Source organism: Leptotrichia sp. oral taxon 218 (assembly GCF_018128225.1).
Classification (GTDB): domain Bacteria; phylum Fusobacteriota; class Fusobacteriia; order Fusobacteriales; family Leptotrichiaceae; genus Leptotrichia.
On record NZ_CP072377.1, the window covers coordinates 1 to 15,345 of the forward strand.

The window sequence follows — 15,345 nt, forward strand, 5'->3', positions numbered from 1 at the left end:
AAAAAAGTGTTGACAACAAAAATTTTTTTTGATATAATATATTTCGTCGATAAGAAAAGAGTCGACACCAAGAACAATGAAAAAAGAAGAAGAAAAGTAGTGTGATAGATAAAAAGCAAGTCAAGATTTAGCAATAAATCTCGTCAATGAATAAAAGGTGAAAAAAAGATATAGAAATATATTATTGAATGAAGAGTTTGATCCTGGCTCAGGATGAACGCTGACAGAATGCTTAACACATGCAAGTCGATGGGGAAGCGGTGCTTGCACCGTGAAACCATGGCGGACGGGTGAGTAACGCGTAAAGAACTTGCCGAATGGACTGGGATAACAGCTGGAAACGGCTGATAAGACCAGATATTATGAACTTGCTGCATAGTGAGTTTATGAAAAGAGATGCCATTTGAGAGCTTTGCGTCCTATTAGCTAGTTGGTAAGGTAACGGCTTACCAAGGCGATGATAGGTAGCCGGCCTGAGAGGGTGGACGGCCACAAGGGGACTGAGATACGGCCCTTACTCCTACGGGAGGCAGCAGTGGGGAATATTGGACAATGGGGGCAACCCTGATCCAGCAATTCTGTGTGCACGAAGAAGGTTTTCGGATCGTAAAGTGCTTTCAGCAGGGAGGAAGAAAGTGACTGTACCTGCAGAAGAAGCGACGGCTAAATACGTGCCAGCAGCCGCGGTAATACGTATGTCGCGAGCGTTATCCGGAATTATTGGGCATAAAGGGCATCTAGGCGGCCAGATAAGTCCGAGGTGAAAACTGCCGGCTCAACCAGCAGCTTGCCTTGGAAACTACCTGGCTAGAGTATTGGAGAGGTGGACGGAACTACACGAGTAGAGGTGAAATTCGTAGATATGTGTAGGAATGCCGATGATGAAGATAGTTCACTGGACGATAACTGACGCTGAAGTGCGAAAGCTAGGGGAGCGAACAGGATTAGATACCCTGGTAGTCCTAGCTGTAAACGATGATTACTGGGTGTGGGCATGAAGAGTGTCCGTGCCGAAGTTAATGCGATAAGTAATCCGCCTGGGGAGTACGGCCGCAAGGCTGAAACTCAAAGGAATTGACGGGGACCCGCACAAGCGGTGGAGCATGTGGTTTAATTCGACGCAACGCGAGGAACCTTACCAGATCTTGACATCCTCGGAAGGTGATGGAAACATCACCGTGCCCTCGGGAACCGAGTGACAGGTGGTGCATGGCTGTCGACAGCTCGTGTCGTGAGATGTTGGGTTAAGTCCCGCAACGAGCGCAACCCCTATCGCTAGTTGCCATCATTAAGTTGGGGACTCTAGCGAGACTGCCTGCGAAGAGCAGGAGGAAGGTGGGGATGACGTCAAGTCATCATGCCCCTTATGATCTGGGCTACACACGTGCTACAATGGCTGGTACAGAGAGCCGCAATGCAGCAATGCTTAGCTAACCTCTAAAGCCAGTCCAAGTTCGGATTGAAGTCTGCAACTCGACTTCATGAAGTTGGAATCGCTAGTAATCGCGGATCAGCAATGCCGCGGTGAATACGTTCTCGGGTCTTGTACACACCGCCCGTCACACCACGAGAGTTGTTTGCACCTGAAGCTGCCGGTCTAACCTTTCGGAAGAAGGTATCTAAGGTGTGAATAGTGATTGGGGTGAAGTCGTAACAAGGTATCCGTACCGGAAGGTGCGGATGGATCACCTCCTTTCTAAGGAGAGTTTTTCTTACACTTCTTCTTCTTTAGTTTTGGGCGTGTAGCTCAGGTGGTTAGAGCACTGTGCTGATAACGCAGGGGTCGCTGGTTCGAGTCCAGCCATGCCCACCATTCTTGTTTGGGGATATAGCTCAGTTGGGAGAGCGCTGCCCTTGCAAGGCAGAGGTCAGCGGTTCGAACCCGCTTATCTCCACCAATTTTAAGGACAATGGGAAATGAATAGTAGGTAAAAGATTACAACAAAATAGATTATTCTGTTAATAAAAAAAAGCTAATTAAGGGCACACGGAGGATGCCTAGGTAATAACAGCCGATGAAGGACGTGATAAGCTGCGATAAGTTAGGTCGAGATGCACATAATCAATGACACCTGAATCTCCGAATGGGGCAACCCGCATACTTGAAGAGTATGCACGAAAGTGGTAAGCCTGCGAACTGAAACATCTAAGTAGCAGGAGGAAAAGAAAGTAAAAACGATTCCCTAAGTAGCGGCGAGCGAACTGGGATAAGCCTAAACCGTACCGGTGCCAAGCTGGCAGCATTGCCGGTACGGGGTTGTGGGATTTCATATGACTGATGCCATAATGTCTAAGTAGTCTAGCAGTAAGTAGAATCAGATGGAAAGCTGAACCATAGAAGGTGATAGTCCTGTATCATGTATATGCTATGCTATGACTTGAAACTCCCGAGTAGCGTCAAGCACGAGGAATTTGGCGTGAATCCGCGTGGACCATATCACGCAAGGCTAAATACTGTTATTGACCGATAGTGAAGAGTACCGTGAGGGAAAGGTGAAAAGAACCCTGTGCAAGGGAGTGAAATAGAATTTGAAACCGTGTGCTTACAAACGGTAGGAGCCCTTCGGGGTGACTGCGTGGATTTTGGTTAATCATCCTGCGAGTTATGATTAGTGGCAAGGTTAATTAATGAAGCCGAAGGGAAACCAAGTCTTAATAGGGCGTCTCAGTCGCTAGTCATAGACGCGAAACCTAGTGATCTAGGCCTGTCCAGGCTGAAGCTGAGGTAAGACTCAGTGGAGGGCCGAACTCACCGCCGTTGAAAAGTTGGGAGATGAGATAGGTCTAGGGGTGAAAAGCCAATCGAACTAGGAAATAGCCCGTTCTCTCCGAAATGCATTTAGGTGCAGCCTGAATTTTAGATATCTGGGGGTAGAGCACTGTATGATCTAGGGGGCATATTGCTTACCGAAATCAAGCAAACTACGAATACCATTTATTACTGATTCGGAGTGAGTCCGTGGATGATAAGGTCCACGGACAAAAGGGAAACAGCCCAGACCACCAGCTAAGGTCCCTAATTATGTCTAAGTGGGAAAGGAGGTGGATATTCACAGACAACCAGGAGGTTGGCTTAGAAGCAGCCATTCCTTAAAAGAGTGCGTAATAGCTCACTGGTCGAGAGTATCTGCGCCGAAGATGTAACGGGGCTAAAGACATAAACCGAAGCTGTGGAAGCGGTTTTGCCGCTTGGTAGGAGAGCGTTCTGTAGGTCTATGAAGGCCGGCTGTAAGGCCGGCTGGAGACATCAGAAGCGAGAATGCAGGAATGAGTAGCGAGAAGGAGGGTGAGAATCCCTCCGGCCGGAAGTCCAAGGTTTCCGGGGGAAGGTTCGTCCGCCCCGGGGAAGTCGGGACCTAAGCGTAAGCAGAGATGTGATTGCGAATGGTAAATAGGTTAATATTCCTATACCACTATCAGTCGTTTGAGTGATGGAGTGACGCAGTAAGGTATGTGAGAAGGCTGTCGGATTAGCCTTTCTAAGGGCGTAGCTTGGACACGCAGGTAAATCCGCGTGTCTATAGGTGAGACCTGATGGGTAAGTGCTTTTGCATAAGTCACAGATCCTACACTGCCAAGAAAAACTTCTAACAAGACTCGTTAGTGCCCGTACCCTAAACCGACACAGGTGGACAGAGTGAGAAACTTAAGGCCGACAGGATAACTCTAGCTAAGGAACTCTGCAAAATAGCCCCGTAACTTCGGGAGAAGGGGTGCCTGATATACCTAAAGAGAGAAACACTCCCAGGGGAAACAGGCCGCAGTGAAGAGTCTCAAGCAACTGTTTACCAAAAACACAGGTCTATGCTAAGCTGAAAGGCGACGTATATGGGCTGACACCTGCCCAGTGCCGGAAGGTTAAGAGGAGGAGTGAGAGCTCCAATTTGAAGCCCCGGTGAACGGCGGCCGTAACTATAACGGTCCTAAGGTAGCGAAATTCCTTGTCGGGTAAGTTCCGACCTGCACGAATGGTGAAATGATTTGAGAGCTGTCTTGGCTGGAGACCTGGTGAAGTTGTAATGCCGGTGAAGATACCGGCTACCTGCAGTAGGACGGAAAGACCCCGTGGAGCTTTACTGTAGCTTGGCATTGGGTTTTGGCAATGTGTGTATAGGATAGTTGGGAGACTTCGAAGTTAAGGCGTCAGTCTTTTCTGAGTCGCTGTTGGAATACCAACCATATGTTGTCGAAATTCTAATCCGCTTGCGGAGACAGTGCTAGGTGGGCAGTTTGACTGGGGCGGTCGCCTCCAAAAGAGTAACGGAGGCGTTCAAAGGTTCCCTCAGGTTGGATGGAAATCAACCTTCGAGTGCAAACGCATAAGGGAGCTTGACTGCAAGACCGACGGGTCGAGCAGGTACGAAAGTAGGAGTTAGTGATCCGGCGGTCCCTCATGGAAGGGCCGTCGCTCAACGGATAAAAGCTACCCCGGGGATAACAGGCTGATACTTCCCAAGAGTCCATATCGACGGAAGTGTTTGGCACCTCGATGTCGGCTCGTCTCATCCTGGGGCTGGAGAAGGTCCCAAGGGTTGGGCTGTTCGCCCATTAAAGAGGCACGCGAGCTGGGTTCAGAACGTCGTGAGACAGTTCGGTCCCTATCCACTGCAGGCGCTTGAATACTGAAAAGTTCTGTCCTTAGTACGAGAGGACCGGGATGGACAAACCTCTGATGTATCAGTTGTCACGCCAGTGGCACGGCTGAGTAGTCACGTTTGGTCAGGATAATCGCTGAAAGCATCTAAGCGAGAAACCCCCTTTAAGATGAGTATTCACAGTATCCATAGAGACTATGTGGTCGATAGGCTGGAGATGTAAGTGCAGCAATGCATTCAGTTGACCAGTACTAATATTACTTAAGCTTTTTTAATCTTTTACTTGCCTACTATTTATTTCTCATTGTCTTTTGACATTTAATTACTTGTTTGGTGACCATTGCAGCAGGGATACACCCGGTTACATCTCGAACCCGGAAGTTAAGTCTGCTTACGCCTACGATACTTAGTCCGTACTAGGGAAAATAGGTAGTCGCCAAACTTTTTCTTTTGCGTCTCCGTAGCTCAGCTGGTTAGAGCATCTGACTGTTAATCAGAGGGTCGTTGGTTCGAGTCCAACCGGGGACGCCATTTTTTTGTATTAAAAAATTCCAATCCTATATTTCTTAGAATTGGTAGTGTGTGAAATAAAAAATTTTATTTAAAAACTTCTCCAGCTTCTTTGTACCATAAAACTAAATCTAATTCGTCCATGTCTATTTTGCAAAATTTTGAATAATTTCTCATTTTTTCTTCTATTTCATAATATTTTTTTTCAGTAATTGTTTTTGGAATATTGTCAATGATATTTAGTTCTTTCAAATTTCTCAATATATGTCTATCTAAAATTGCTATATTTTCTCCAAAACCAAGATTTCTTAAGACATGGCTCGCTTCTTTTAATCCCATTCCCTTTATATTTTTTAAAATCCATTTTCTTTTTTCCAAAGTATCACCAATTTCAGATAATATTTTTTTCGGTTGAAGTTTTTTATTTTTTGTCATTAAATTTCTCAGTTCTATTAAATATTTTGATTTATTGTTTTTGAATCTTACAATATTTAAGTATTCTACTATTTCTGATGAACTTCCAGTATATAAAAGATTGTTTTCAACTAAAGTTGTGATTGCACTCCAAGCATTTTTTGCTTTGGATTGTGGGGTTAAGATACAAAATGCTATTTCTGCAAAAATTTCTTTTTCTGACTTGTTCCACGCTTTTTTGTAGCCTTTAATAGCTTTTTTTATTTCTGGTTTAATAATTTTATAAATTTTTAAAATTTCTTCGTTTTTTTCTTTGTTTATTGAGTTTTCTAAATTGTTTAAATTGTTATTATTTTTCAAATTTCCTCCTAAAATTTATGAATTTAGATAAAAATTACATATTTCATCAATCGTTACTTTTGTTTCTTTTAGTGGTGCTAAAATCCAGTCGTGACATAAATTTTTTCCAATTTTTGTCTTTACTTTTGTGCCATTTGAAGTTTTTAGCAATTTTTCTAATTTTAAGCAATCAGGGTATAAAATTTCATTTGTTCCAAAAATTAAAAAAATTTCTTTTAAATTGTCCATATTTCCGTATATTGGGGAAATTAGAGGATTTTGAGTATCCAAACTTCCTGCAAATTGCTTTCCTGTCGCTATTAATCCATTTAATGGCAAAAGTGGGTCTTTTTTTTCAAAATCTTTGATTTTACTATTTGACATGGAAACATCGACCCAAGGGGACATTAAAACAGTTTTTTTGGGAAAAGGGACATCGTTTATATTTTTTAATTGTTGCAAAAAAGAGAGCGCTAATCCTCCGCCAGAAGAATCGCCGAATAAAAAAAAGTCATCATCTTTGTATTTTAAAGTGATTTTTTTATATGTTTTTATTAAAATTTCATGCGCTTTTTGAATATCGTTTTCAGGTGCAAGAGGGTAGTCGATGAATGTGACTTTTAAATTATATTTTTTTGCCATTGTTTCAATTATAGTTTTATGTCCTTTAACGGCTTTCATAACATATGCTCCGCCGTGTAAAAATATAATATGTTTATTTTTTGAATTATTTTTAAAAATTGTTAGCATTTGAAATCCATCTATAAATTGTTCTTCTATATTTAGAGAATTATCAAAAAATTTTTTATTTAAAAAATCAGTGTCTCTTCTTGGATTTAAAAAATCTTTTTCTTTATATTTTTTTATATTTACTAATTTTGCAACAGGGACTGCAATATTTGATAATATGCTCATTTATAATTTATTAAAAATCCTTTCTTAAAATATAAGTATAGTAATAATTGTATTTATTATAACATTTTTGTAAGTTTATTTGTACTAAAAATATTATTTTTATTTTTCTAAAATTTGACACTTTAAAAACTTAAAAAAGTTTGGTAAAATAGTAATATATAGTTTTACAAGGGATTTAAATAAAAAAAGAAGGTGTTTTTAGGATGCTAAGCAAAAATAAGAGATTGGAAGCAATAACGAAAATAGTTGAAGAGAAAGGAACTGTGAGAGTTTCGGATATAGTGGAGTGCTTGAATGTTTCTGATATGACGGTTAGACGAGATTTTACAGAATTGGAAGAGATTGGGGTGCTAAAGCGAACGCATGGTGGCGCTAAAAGTAATAATGTTTCTCAATATAAGGAGTTATCGCATGAAGATAAATATATTTTAAATATGGAAAAAAAGAGAGAAATAGCTCTAAAAGCTGTAAAACTTATAGAAGAAGGAGATACAATCTTTCTTGGTCCAGGGACAACAATTGAATTGTTGGCAAAAGAAATTAACTTTAAGTCACTTAGAGTTTTGACAAATTGTTTACCTATTTTTGAAATTTTGTCTGAGAAAAAAAGTGAAACTTTTAGCGTGTTTCTTGTTGGAGGAGAATTTAGAAAAATAACGAGGTCATTTGTGGGAGAAATAGCGAATACAATTTTAAAAAATATAAATTTTAATAAAATATTTTTTAGCTGCAATGCGATAAAAGAAAATGATATTATGACTTCTACATTTGAGGAAAGTTATACACAAGAAATAGCTTTGAGTAATTCAGAAGAAAAATATTTACTCACAGATGATTCAAAATTTGAAAAAATAGATTTTATAAATTTTTACACACTGGATAAATTAACAGGAATTGTGATAAATAATACTGAAAAAGAAATATTAAATAAAATTGAAAAATATGTAAATCTAATTATTTAAAAAAAGTAAAAAAAAAATATATTATTGTACCAAAAAACTTAAGAGTTTGGAGGTGCTTTTTTTTTATCAAATTTTAAATTCAAATCGTCAAGTCAAAAATTTTTTTATAATTTAAATTATAATTATATTTTGTTTACCAAAAATAAAATTTGAAAAAATAAATAAAAAAATAAGTATTAAAAATTTTGTTTACTAAACAAACAAACAATTTTATGTTTAATATTCAAACAAAAACTATTGTTTTTTGTTTTTTTTGAGGTATACTCTTAACAGAAAAAGTAAAAAGAATATTAAAATAAAGGAGATGACCGTGATGAAAGTAATATTAGGTGCTGATACGGACGGCAAAAGTTTAAAAGATTATATCAAAAATTATCTTTTAGAAAATGGGTATGATGTAATTGATAAATCAGAAGATAAAGATTTTGTAGATACAACTTATGCAGTAGCAAAAGAAGTTTTATCAGATGATGATAATTTAGGAATTGTGTTTGATGCATATGGTGCAGGAAGTTTTATGGTTGCTACAAAAATAAAAGGAATGATAGCAGCAGAAGTTTCTGATGAAAGATCAGCATATATGACTAGAAGACATAACAACTCTAGAATTATTACAATAGGTTCTGAAATTGTTGGAAAAGGACTTGCTAAAAATATCGTAAAAGATTTTTTAAGTGCTCCTTATGATGGTGGAAGACATCAAATTAGAGTAGATATGGTGAACTACTCCCGCTTTTAGAAGCGGGAGCTTCTTGGGAAGTATCTGCTTCTGTTAGCCAAATATATTTACCAAGCTCTTCGGACAGTCCCTGCCCTGTTTTTTTTATTTCCCTAATATTCCAACATCAATTTTCCAATGTTTTTTATATTCAATGCCGCATTGTAATCTCTATCAATTTCAATCCCACAGCACTCACATTTATAACTTCTTTCTGATAATTTCAGTTCCTCTTTAACATTTCCACATTTACTACAAGTTTTCGACGATGGAAACCACTTATCTATTTTCAAAAATTGTTTTCCTAAAAACATCAACTTATACTCAAGCATTCTCAAAAACATTCCCCATCCATTATCTCCTACACTTTTTCCAAAATTTAATGCCTGACTCATCCCTTTCATATTCAAATCCTCAACAACCACAGCATTATAATCTTCAGACAATTTTTTCGATAATTTATGCAAAAAATCTCTTCGGCAATTTTTGATATACTCATGCAATTTTGATATTTTCGCTTTTTGCTTATACCAATTTTTAGAAAATTTAACTTTTCTTGATAATGATTTTTGTAATTTTTTCAATTTTTTCTCCAACATCCTAAAATATCTTGGATAATCAGCTCTTTGGTTTTCAGAGCTGACAAATAATTCAGACATTGAAAAATCAAGTCCAATTATTTTATCATTACTTGGCACTTTTTGAATTTCTTTTTCAAATTCTGTCAAGATGGAAACATAGTAATTTCCATTACTGTTTGTTAGTGTTACCGACTTTATTCTATAATTCTTTGGTATTTCTCTATGATATTTTAATTTTATTCTTTTCAATTTTGGCAAGACCAAATATTTATTTTCCTCAATTCGTATCGAATTATTCACGCAATTTGTCGTATAACTTTTAACACTATTCTTTTTAGATTTGAATCTTGGAAATTTTGCCCTCTTTTGAAAGAAATTCGTAAACGATCGTTTTACATTCAATTGAGCATTTGAAAGTGCTAGACTGTCTACTTCTTTTAGAAATTGATTTTCACTTTTCAAACTGGCAGGTGTAATCATTTTATTTTTTCCAGTTTCTTCATAAAATTTATTCGCAGCATACAAAATCGTATTGTAAACAAAACGAACACATCCAAAAGTCTTGTTTATCAACAATTCTTGATCTTTATTTGGATAAATCCTATATTTGAATGCTAAATTATATTTCATGAAATTACACCTCCTTTTGATTTTGAATATATTTTTTAATTATCTCTAACGGTGCACCTCCAACACTTACAACTAAATAACTTCTACTCCAAAAATATTCTTTCCACAATCTTCCCCTTATTTCAGGAAATTCTTTTTTTATCAACCTGCTGGAAGCACTTTTATAAGTATTTACAAACTTAGAAAGTTCAGTATTAGGCATAGCATTAATCAACATATGAATATGATCAACATCATGTTCCCATTCTTTAAGAACAATGTTATACTTCGGACATATTTTTTTAAAAATCTCTTTCAATCTATTAGAAATTTCATCATCAATGACTTCTCTTCGATATTTTATACAAAAAATCATATGATAATTTATATCAAATACTGAATGATAATTACTATTATATGGCATTATTATTACCTACTTTTATATTATTTCACTGAATAAATTATATCATAAATATATCCTTTTTTCAATTTTTTTTTACAAAAAAAGCAATTCATCTCCCGCTTGTAGAAGCCGGAGACTTCTTGCTATCTTTTGTTAAATAAAATGTGTTAGTTTATTTAATTTAAAAATAATAAAAAATAGAAAATTAAAAAAGGATGGTAAAAAAATATGAAAATTGCAATTGGATGTGATCACATAGTAACCGATGTGAAAATGGCATTATCGGATTTTTTGAAATCAAAAGGTTATGAAGTTTTAGATTGTGGAACTTATGATTTTACAAGAACACATTATCCAATTTATGGTAGAAGAGTTGGAGAAGCTGTAGTAAATGGAAAAGCTGACTTAGGTGTTTGCATTTGTGGAACAGGAGTTGGAATTAATAATAGCGTAAATAAAGTTCCAGGAATTCGTTCAGCTCTAGTAAGAGATATGACTTCAGCACTTTATGCAAAAGAACATTTAAATGCAAATGTAATTGGATTTGGTGGTGCAATAACTGGGAAATTGTTGTTATTTGATATTGTAGAAGCCTTTATAAAAGCAGAGTATAAAAAGACTGAAGAAAGTGAAAAATTAATTGCAAAAATTAAAGCAATAGAAACTGTGAATCCTAATCAAGAAAATGATGACTTTTTTGATGAATTTTTGGAAAAATGGGACAGAGGAGAATACAAAGACTAGAAAAATTTAATTTTTAAATTTTTTGATTATATAATGAAATTTAAAATCGAACTTAAAATTTAACCTGTTTATATTCTTTTCTTTCTTAAGTTCGATTTTAAAGAAAGGAGTTAGTTAAAATGATTTTAACGGTGACAATGAATCCCTCTGTTGACATTTCATATCCTTTGGAAGAATTTAATTTAGATACTGTAAATAGAGTAGCTAAGGTTAGTAAAACTCCTGGTGGAAAAGGCTTAAATGTTACAAGAGTATTAAAACAATTAGATGATGAAGTTGTTGCAACTGGACTTATAGGTGGTGCTTTAGGAACAGATATTCAAAAGAAATTATCAAAAAAAGGAATAAAAAATGATTTTTTTGAAATTTCAGGAGAAACTAGAAATTGCATTGCAATTTTACATGAAGGAAATCAAACTGAAATATTAGAAAAAGGACCAATTATAACAAAATCTGAAAGTGAAAATTTTTTAAAACACTTCGAAGAATTAGTAAAAAATGAAAATACTAAAATTATCGCTATTTCAGGAAGTTTACCAGATGGATTGGAAACTAATTATTATTCAAAAATGATTGGAATCTGTGAAAAATATGGGAAACCAGTTGTTTTAGACTGTTCAGGAAAAGCATTAGTAGAAGTTTTGGAAAATGAGCACAAACCAAAAGTGATAAAACCTAATACAGAAGAATTGTCACAATTAATTGGAAAAGATGTGTCTAAAAATCCAGATGAATTGAAAGAAGTTTTAAAAGATAAATTATTTGAAAATATTGAGTGGATAATTGTTTCACTTGGAGCAGATGGAGCTTTTGCGAAACATAATGATAAATTTTATAAAGTAAATGTGCCTGACATAGAAGTTGTAAATCCTGTAGGTTCAGGGGATTCGACAGTTGCAGGGATAACATCAGCAATTCATGAAAATGCAAATGATGAAGATTTATTAAGAAAAGCAAACGTTCTTGGAATGCTAAATGCAATGGAAAAATTAACAGGATTTGTAAATTTAGAAAGATATGAAGAATTGTTTGGAAAAATTGAAGTAGTTAATTTGTAAGAAAGATTTATTAAAGAAGTTTATATAGTGTAAGAATAAAATTTGAAATTTATATCTAGATTTTTAATAATAGCTAAATACAGTATATTAATCATTTCCAACTTTCAGAATAGGTGGATATGCTTGGATTCTCTCATAATCAAGCTAATAGTTTTAAAATTGATTTTGAATGCTGTAAAATAAATTAAATTTTATTATGACTATATTTTATTTTATATAATTTAAATAAAGTTAAGTACAAAATAAATCAGAAATTGATAAAGATAATAATATTTTTAGGAGGAAATAAGGATGAAATTAACAGATCAAAAAAGAAAATATTTAGAAAATTTAAGTGATGAAAATGGATTTATATCAGCTTTAGCAATTGACCAAAGAGGAGCTTTGAAAAAAATGTTGAATAAACATCAAGCTTCAGAAGCAACAGCTGAACAAATAAAAGAATTTAAAGTATTAGTTTCAAAACATTTAACAAAATACTCTTCTTCAATCTTGTTAGATCCTGAATATGGATTGGATGCAGCAAAAGCTAGAGATAAAAATGCAGGATTGTTATTGGCTTATGAAAAAACTGGATATGATGCAAATGCAGTTGGAAGATTGCCAGATTGCCTTGTTGACTGGTCTGCAAAAAGATTAAAAGAAGAAGGAGCAGATGCTGTAAAATTCTTATTATACTATGACATAGATGAAAGTGATGAAATCAACAATCAAAAGAGAGCATACATGGAAAGAGTTGGAGCTGAATGCGTAGCTGAAGATATTCCATTCTTCTTAGAAATTTTAAGCTACAACTACAAAGATGCTGACAACAGCACAGCAGAATTTGCAAAATTGAAACCAAGAAAAGTTATCGAAGCAATGAAAGAATTTTCTAAACCAAGATATAACATAGATGTATTGAAAGTAGAGGTTCCTGTAAATATGAAATATGTTGAAGGATTTGCTGATGGAGAAGTTGTTTATACTAAAGAAGAAGCAGCAAGCTATTTCAAACAACAAGATGAAGCAACAAACTTGCCATACATTTATTTAAGTGCTGGAGTTAGTGCAAAATTATTCCAAGATACATTGAAATTCGCTCATGATTCAGGAGCTAAATTTAATGGAGTATTATGTGGAAGAGCAACTTGGGCAAATGGAGTGGAAGTATTCGCAAAAGACGGTGAAGAAGCTACAGTAAACTGGTTAAATACAGTTGGAAGAAAAAATATTGAAGAATTAAATGAAGTAGTTGCAAAAACTGCTACATCTTGGAAAGAAAAATAAAATAATATAAATTATATGTAATAAAAAAATTAAATAGTAGTATTAGCAAGGGGAGTCTACCCCTTGTTACAAATAAAAACAATTGTATTTTGCAAATACGTATAAATAACCAAATAATAATTGAAAAGGAGAAAATCACTATGACTAAAGAAGATGTAACAATGGTTGGATTTGAAATTGTTGCTTTTGCAGGAGATGCGCGTTCAAAATTGTTGGAAGCATTAAAAAAAGCAAGAAATAACGAATTTGAAATGGCAAGAACTTTAGTAAAACAGGCTGAAGAATGTCTTGTTGAAGCACATAATTCACAAACAAAAATGATACAGCAGGAAGCAGGTGGAGAAAATATTGAGATAGGATTTATTGCCGTTCATGCACAGGACCATCTTATGACAACAATTTTGTTAAAGGATATAATAGAAGATTTTATAGAACTTTACCAAAGAAAGGGGTAAAATATTATGACTGGAGTAATAAAACAAATTGAAAAAATGAAACCTTTTTTTGAAAAAGTATCAAGAAATATATACTTAAGAGCTGTAAGGGATGGATTTATTGCAGCGATGCCAGTAGTTTTATTTTCAAGTTTATTTGTATTAGTTGCATTTGTTCCTAATATTTTTGGATTTAAATGGCCTAAAGAAATAGAAGATGCAATTATAAAACCATATAATTATTCAATGGGAATTTTAGGACTTTTAGTTGCAGGAACAACTGCAAAAGCGTTGACTGATTCATTTAATAGAAATTTAGAAAGCACAAATCAAATAAATAATGTCTCAACAATGCTTGCATCAATAGTAGGATTTTTAGTTTTAGCAGCTGATCCATTAAAAGATGGATTTGCTAAAGGATATTTAGGATCAACAGGATTAATTACAGGATTCTTTGCAGCATTTATAACAGTCGGAATTTATAATTTTTGTATAAAAAGAGACATTACAATAAAAATGCCAAGTGAAGTTCCACCTAACTTATCACAAACATTCAAAGATGTAATACCATTTAGTGCAGTAATTATATTTCTATATATTATCGACATTATCGTTAGAAGAGTATCAGGACATGGATTTGCACAAAATGTAATAGAAATCTTTAAACCATTATTCTCAGCAGCAAATGGATATGTTGGAATAACAATTATTTATGGAGTTATTGCAATGTTCTGGTTTGTCGGAATACATGGACCGTCAATTGTAGAACCAGCAATCTCAGCAGTTGCATTTATAAATTTAGATGCTAATTTAAAATTATTTCAAGCTGGACAACATGCAAATCATATAATAACACCAGGGACACAAATGTTTGTTGCAACAATGGGAGGAACTGGAGCAACACTTGTAGTGCCATTTATGTTTATGTGGCTTGCAAAATCAAAGCAAAATAAAGCAATAGGTCGAGCTTCCTGTATTCCTACTGCGTTTGGAGTAAATGAACCAATTTTATTTGGAGCACCGATAGTTTTAAATCCAGTATTCTTTATTCCATTTATTCTAGCACCAATTGTAAATGTATGGCTATTTAAAATATTCGTTGATATTCTTAATATGAACAGTTTTTCATACTTCTTGCCATGGACTACGCCAGGACCAATCGGAATAGTTCTAGGTACAGGATTTAGTTTTTTAGCTATAATTTTAGCGTTACTATTAATTGTAGTCGATACAGCTATTTATTATCCTTTCTTTAAAGTCTATGATGAAGAAATATTAGCTAAAGAAAAATTAGCTGCTACTGAAGAAAATGAAAATAGTAAAAAAGAGTTTATGAAAAATGATAAAGTAGAAACTAAAGAAGAAATTAAAGTTGCTTTAAAAACACCAGAAAAAGAAACTAAAACTGAAGAATCAGCAGGTGGACCAAAAATAAAAGAACAAAAAAATGTACTTGTATTATGTGCTGGCGGTGGAACAAGCGGACTTCTTGCTAATGCCTTGAAAAAAGCTGCAAAAGAGTACAATGAGCCAATTGATGCAGCTGCTGGAGCTTACGGAGCACATTATGATATGATGAAAGATTATGATTTAATAGTTTTAGCACCTCAAGTTGCTTCAAATTATGAAGATATAAAAAAAGATACTGATAAATTAGGAATAAAATTAGTAAAAACACAAGGTGCAGAATATATTAAATTAACAAGAGATCCAAAAGGAAGTTTAGAGTTTGTAAAAAAACAATTTGAAAATTAAATATTATTAATGACAAGGGGGAAAAATTCCTCTTGTTAA

At 34.7% G+C, this 15,345-nt stretch carries 11 protein-coding genes, 3 tRNA genes and 3 rRNA genes; 13 read left to right on the forward strand and 4 right to left on the reverse strand.

Translation table 11 applies throughout. The features are described from left to right. Positions 1 to 185 precede the first annotated feature (185 nt). The 6 genes from J5A73_RS00005 (at position 186) to J5A73_RS00030 (ending at position 5,126) form a co-directional block, all read left to right on the forward strand. Positions 186 to 1,696, forward strand: a 16S ribosomal RNA gene (locus tag J5A73_RS00005). 40 nt (positions 1,697 to 1,736) lie between these two features. Next, positions 1,737 to 1,813, forward strand: a tRNA-Ile gene (locus tag J5A73_RS00010). A gap of 9 nt (positions 1,814 to 1,822) precedes the next feature. Next, a tRNA-Ala gene (locus tag J5A73_RS00015) sits at positions 1,823 to 1,898 on the forward strand. A gap of 68 nt (positions 1,899 to 1,966) precedes the next feature. Continuing rightward, a 23S ribosomal RNA gene (locus tag J5A73_RS00020) occupies positions 1,967 to 4,870 on the forward strand. A 54-nt stretch (positions 4,871 to 4,924) separates the two neighbouring features. After that, a 5S ribosomal RNA gene (gene rrf / locus J5A73_RS00025) occupies positions 4,925 to 5,037 on the forward strand. The 16S, 23S and 5S rRNA genes sit together here with 3 tRNA genes alongside, the layout of an rRNA operon. Positions 5,038 to 5,049: 12 nt before the next feature. Next, positions 5,050 to 5,126 (forward strand) — tRNA-Asn (locus J5A73_RS00030). Positions 5,127 to 5,192: 66 nt separating this feature from the next. Here J5A73_RS00030 and J5A73_RS00035 read toward each other — a convergent pair. Together J5A73_RS00035 and J5A73_RS00040 are read right to left on the reverse strand one after the other, a co-directional pair. Further along, positions 5,193 to 5,879: an N-glycosylase/DNA lyase gene (locus tag J5A73_RS00035; RefSeq protein WP_249069296.1), complete on the reverse strand. Its 687-nt coding sequence runs from the start codon at positions 5,877 to 5,879 to the stop codon at positions 5,193 to 5,195. 15 nt (positions 5,880 to 5,894) lie between these two features. Beyond that, complete coding sequence (locus J5A73_RS00040) at positions 5,895 to 6,773, reverse strand: alpha/beta hydrolase fold domain-containing protein (RefSeq protein WP_211615512.1); 879 nt, start codon at positions 6,771 to 6,773, stop codon at positions 5,895 to 5,897. Positions 6,774 to 6,976: 203 nt separating this feature from the next. Between J5A73_RS00040 and J5A73_RS00045 the strand changes: the two genes are divergently transcribed. Next, positions 6,977 to 7,735 (forward strand): DeoR/GlpR family DNA-binding transcription regulator, encoded by a 759-nt coding sequence (locus J5A73_RS00045; RefSeq protein ID WP_211615514.1) that lies wholly within the window; start codon positions 6,977 to 6,979, stop codon positions 7,733 to 7,735. Positions 7,736 to 8,048: 313 nt separating this feature from the next. Further along, complete coding sequence (lacA, locus tag J5A73_RS00050; protein ID WP_211615516.1) at positions 8,049 to 8,474, forward strand: galactose-6-phosphate isomerase subunit LacA; 426 nt, start codon at positions 8,049 to 8,051, stop codon at positions 8,472 to 8,474. A gap of 92 nt (positions 8,475 to 8,566) precedes the next feature. On the opposite strand, the gene J5A73_RS00055 is transcribed toward lacA, so the two are convergent. Both J5A73_RS00055 and tnpA read right to left on the reverse strand, forming a co-directional pair. After that, on the reverse strand, positions 8,567 to 9,664 hold the full coding sequence (locus J5A73_RS00055) for an RNA-guided endonuclease TnpB family protein (protein WP_211615518.1): 1,098 nt from the start codon (positions 9,662 to 9,664) through the stop codon (positions 8,567 to 8,569). A gap of 4 nt (positions 9,665 to 9,668) precedes the next feature. Then, positions 9,669 to 10,067, reverse strand: a complete 399-nt coding sequence (tnpA, locus tag J5A73_RS00060; RefSeq protein ID WP_211615521.1) for an IS200/IS605 family transposase — start codon at positions 10,065 to 10,067, stop codon at positions 9,669 to 9,671. Positions 10,068 to 10,274: 207 nt separating this feature from the next. On the opposite strand from tnpA, the gene lacB reads away from it, so the two are divergent. From lacB to J5A73_RS00085, 5 genes are all read left to right on the forward strand, one after another. Then, positions 10,275 to 10,790, forward strand: coding sequence for a galactose-6-phosphate isomerase subunit LacB (lacB, locus tag J5A73_RS00065; RefSeq protein WP_211615523.1), 516 nt, complete (start codon positions 10,275 to 10,277; stop codon positions 10,788 to 10,790). Between the two features lie 119 nt (positions 10,791 to 10,909). After that, entirely contained in the window at positions 10,910 to 11,848 is a 939-nt protein-coding gene (locus J5A73_RS00070; protein ID WP_211615525.1) for a tagatose-6-phosphate kinase, read from the forward strand. Between the two features lie 291 nt (positions 11,849 to 12,139). After that, positions 12,140 to 13,117: a tagatose-bisphosphate aldolase gene (lacD, locus tag J5A73_RS00075; RefSeq protein ID WP_211615527.1), complete on the forward strand. Its 978-nt coding sequence runs from the start codon at positions 12,140 to 12,142 to the stop codon at positions 13,115 to 13,117. A gap of 140 nt (positions 13,118 to 13,257) precedes the next feature. Continuing rightward, a complete protein-coding gene (locus tag J5A73_RS00080; protein ID WP_211615529.1) occupies positions 13,258 to 13,572 on the forward strand; it encodes a PTS lactose/cellobiose transporter subunit IIA in 315 nt (104 codons plus the stop codon). Positions 13,573 to 13,578: 6 nt separating this feature from the next. Beyond that, positions 13,579 to 15,306: a lactose-specific PTS transporter subunit EIIC gene (locus J5A73_RS00085; protein WP_211615531.1), complete on the forward strand. Its 1,728-nt coding sequence runs from the start codon at positions 13,579 to 13,581 to the stop codon at positions 15,304 to 15,306. Positions 15,307 to 15,345 lie beyond the last annotated feature (39 nt).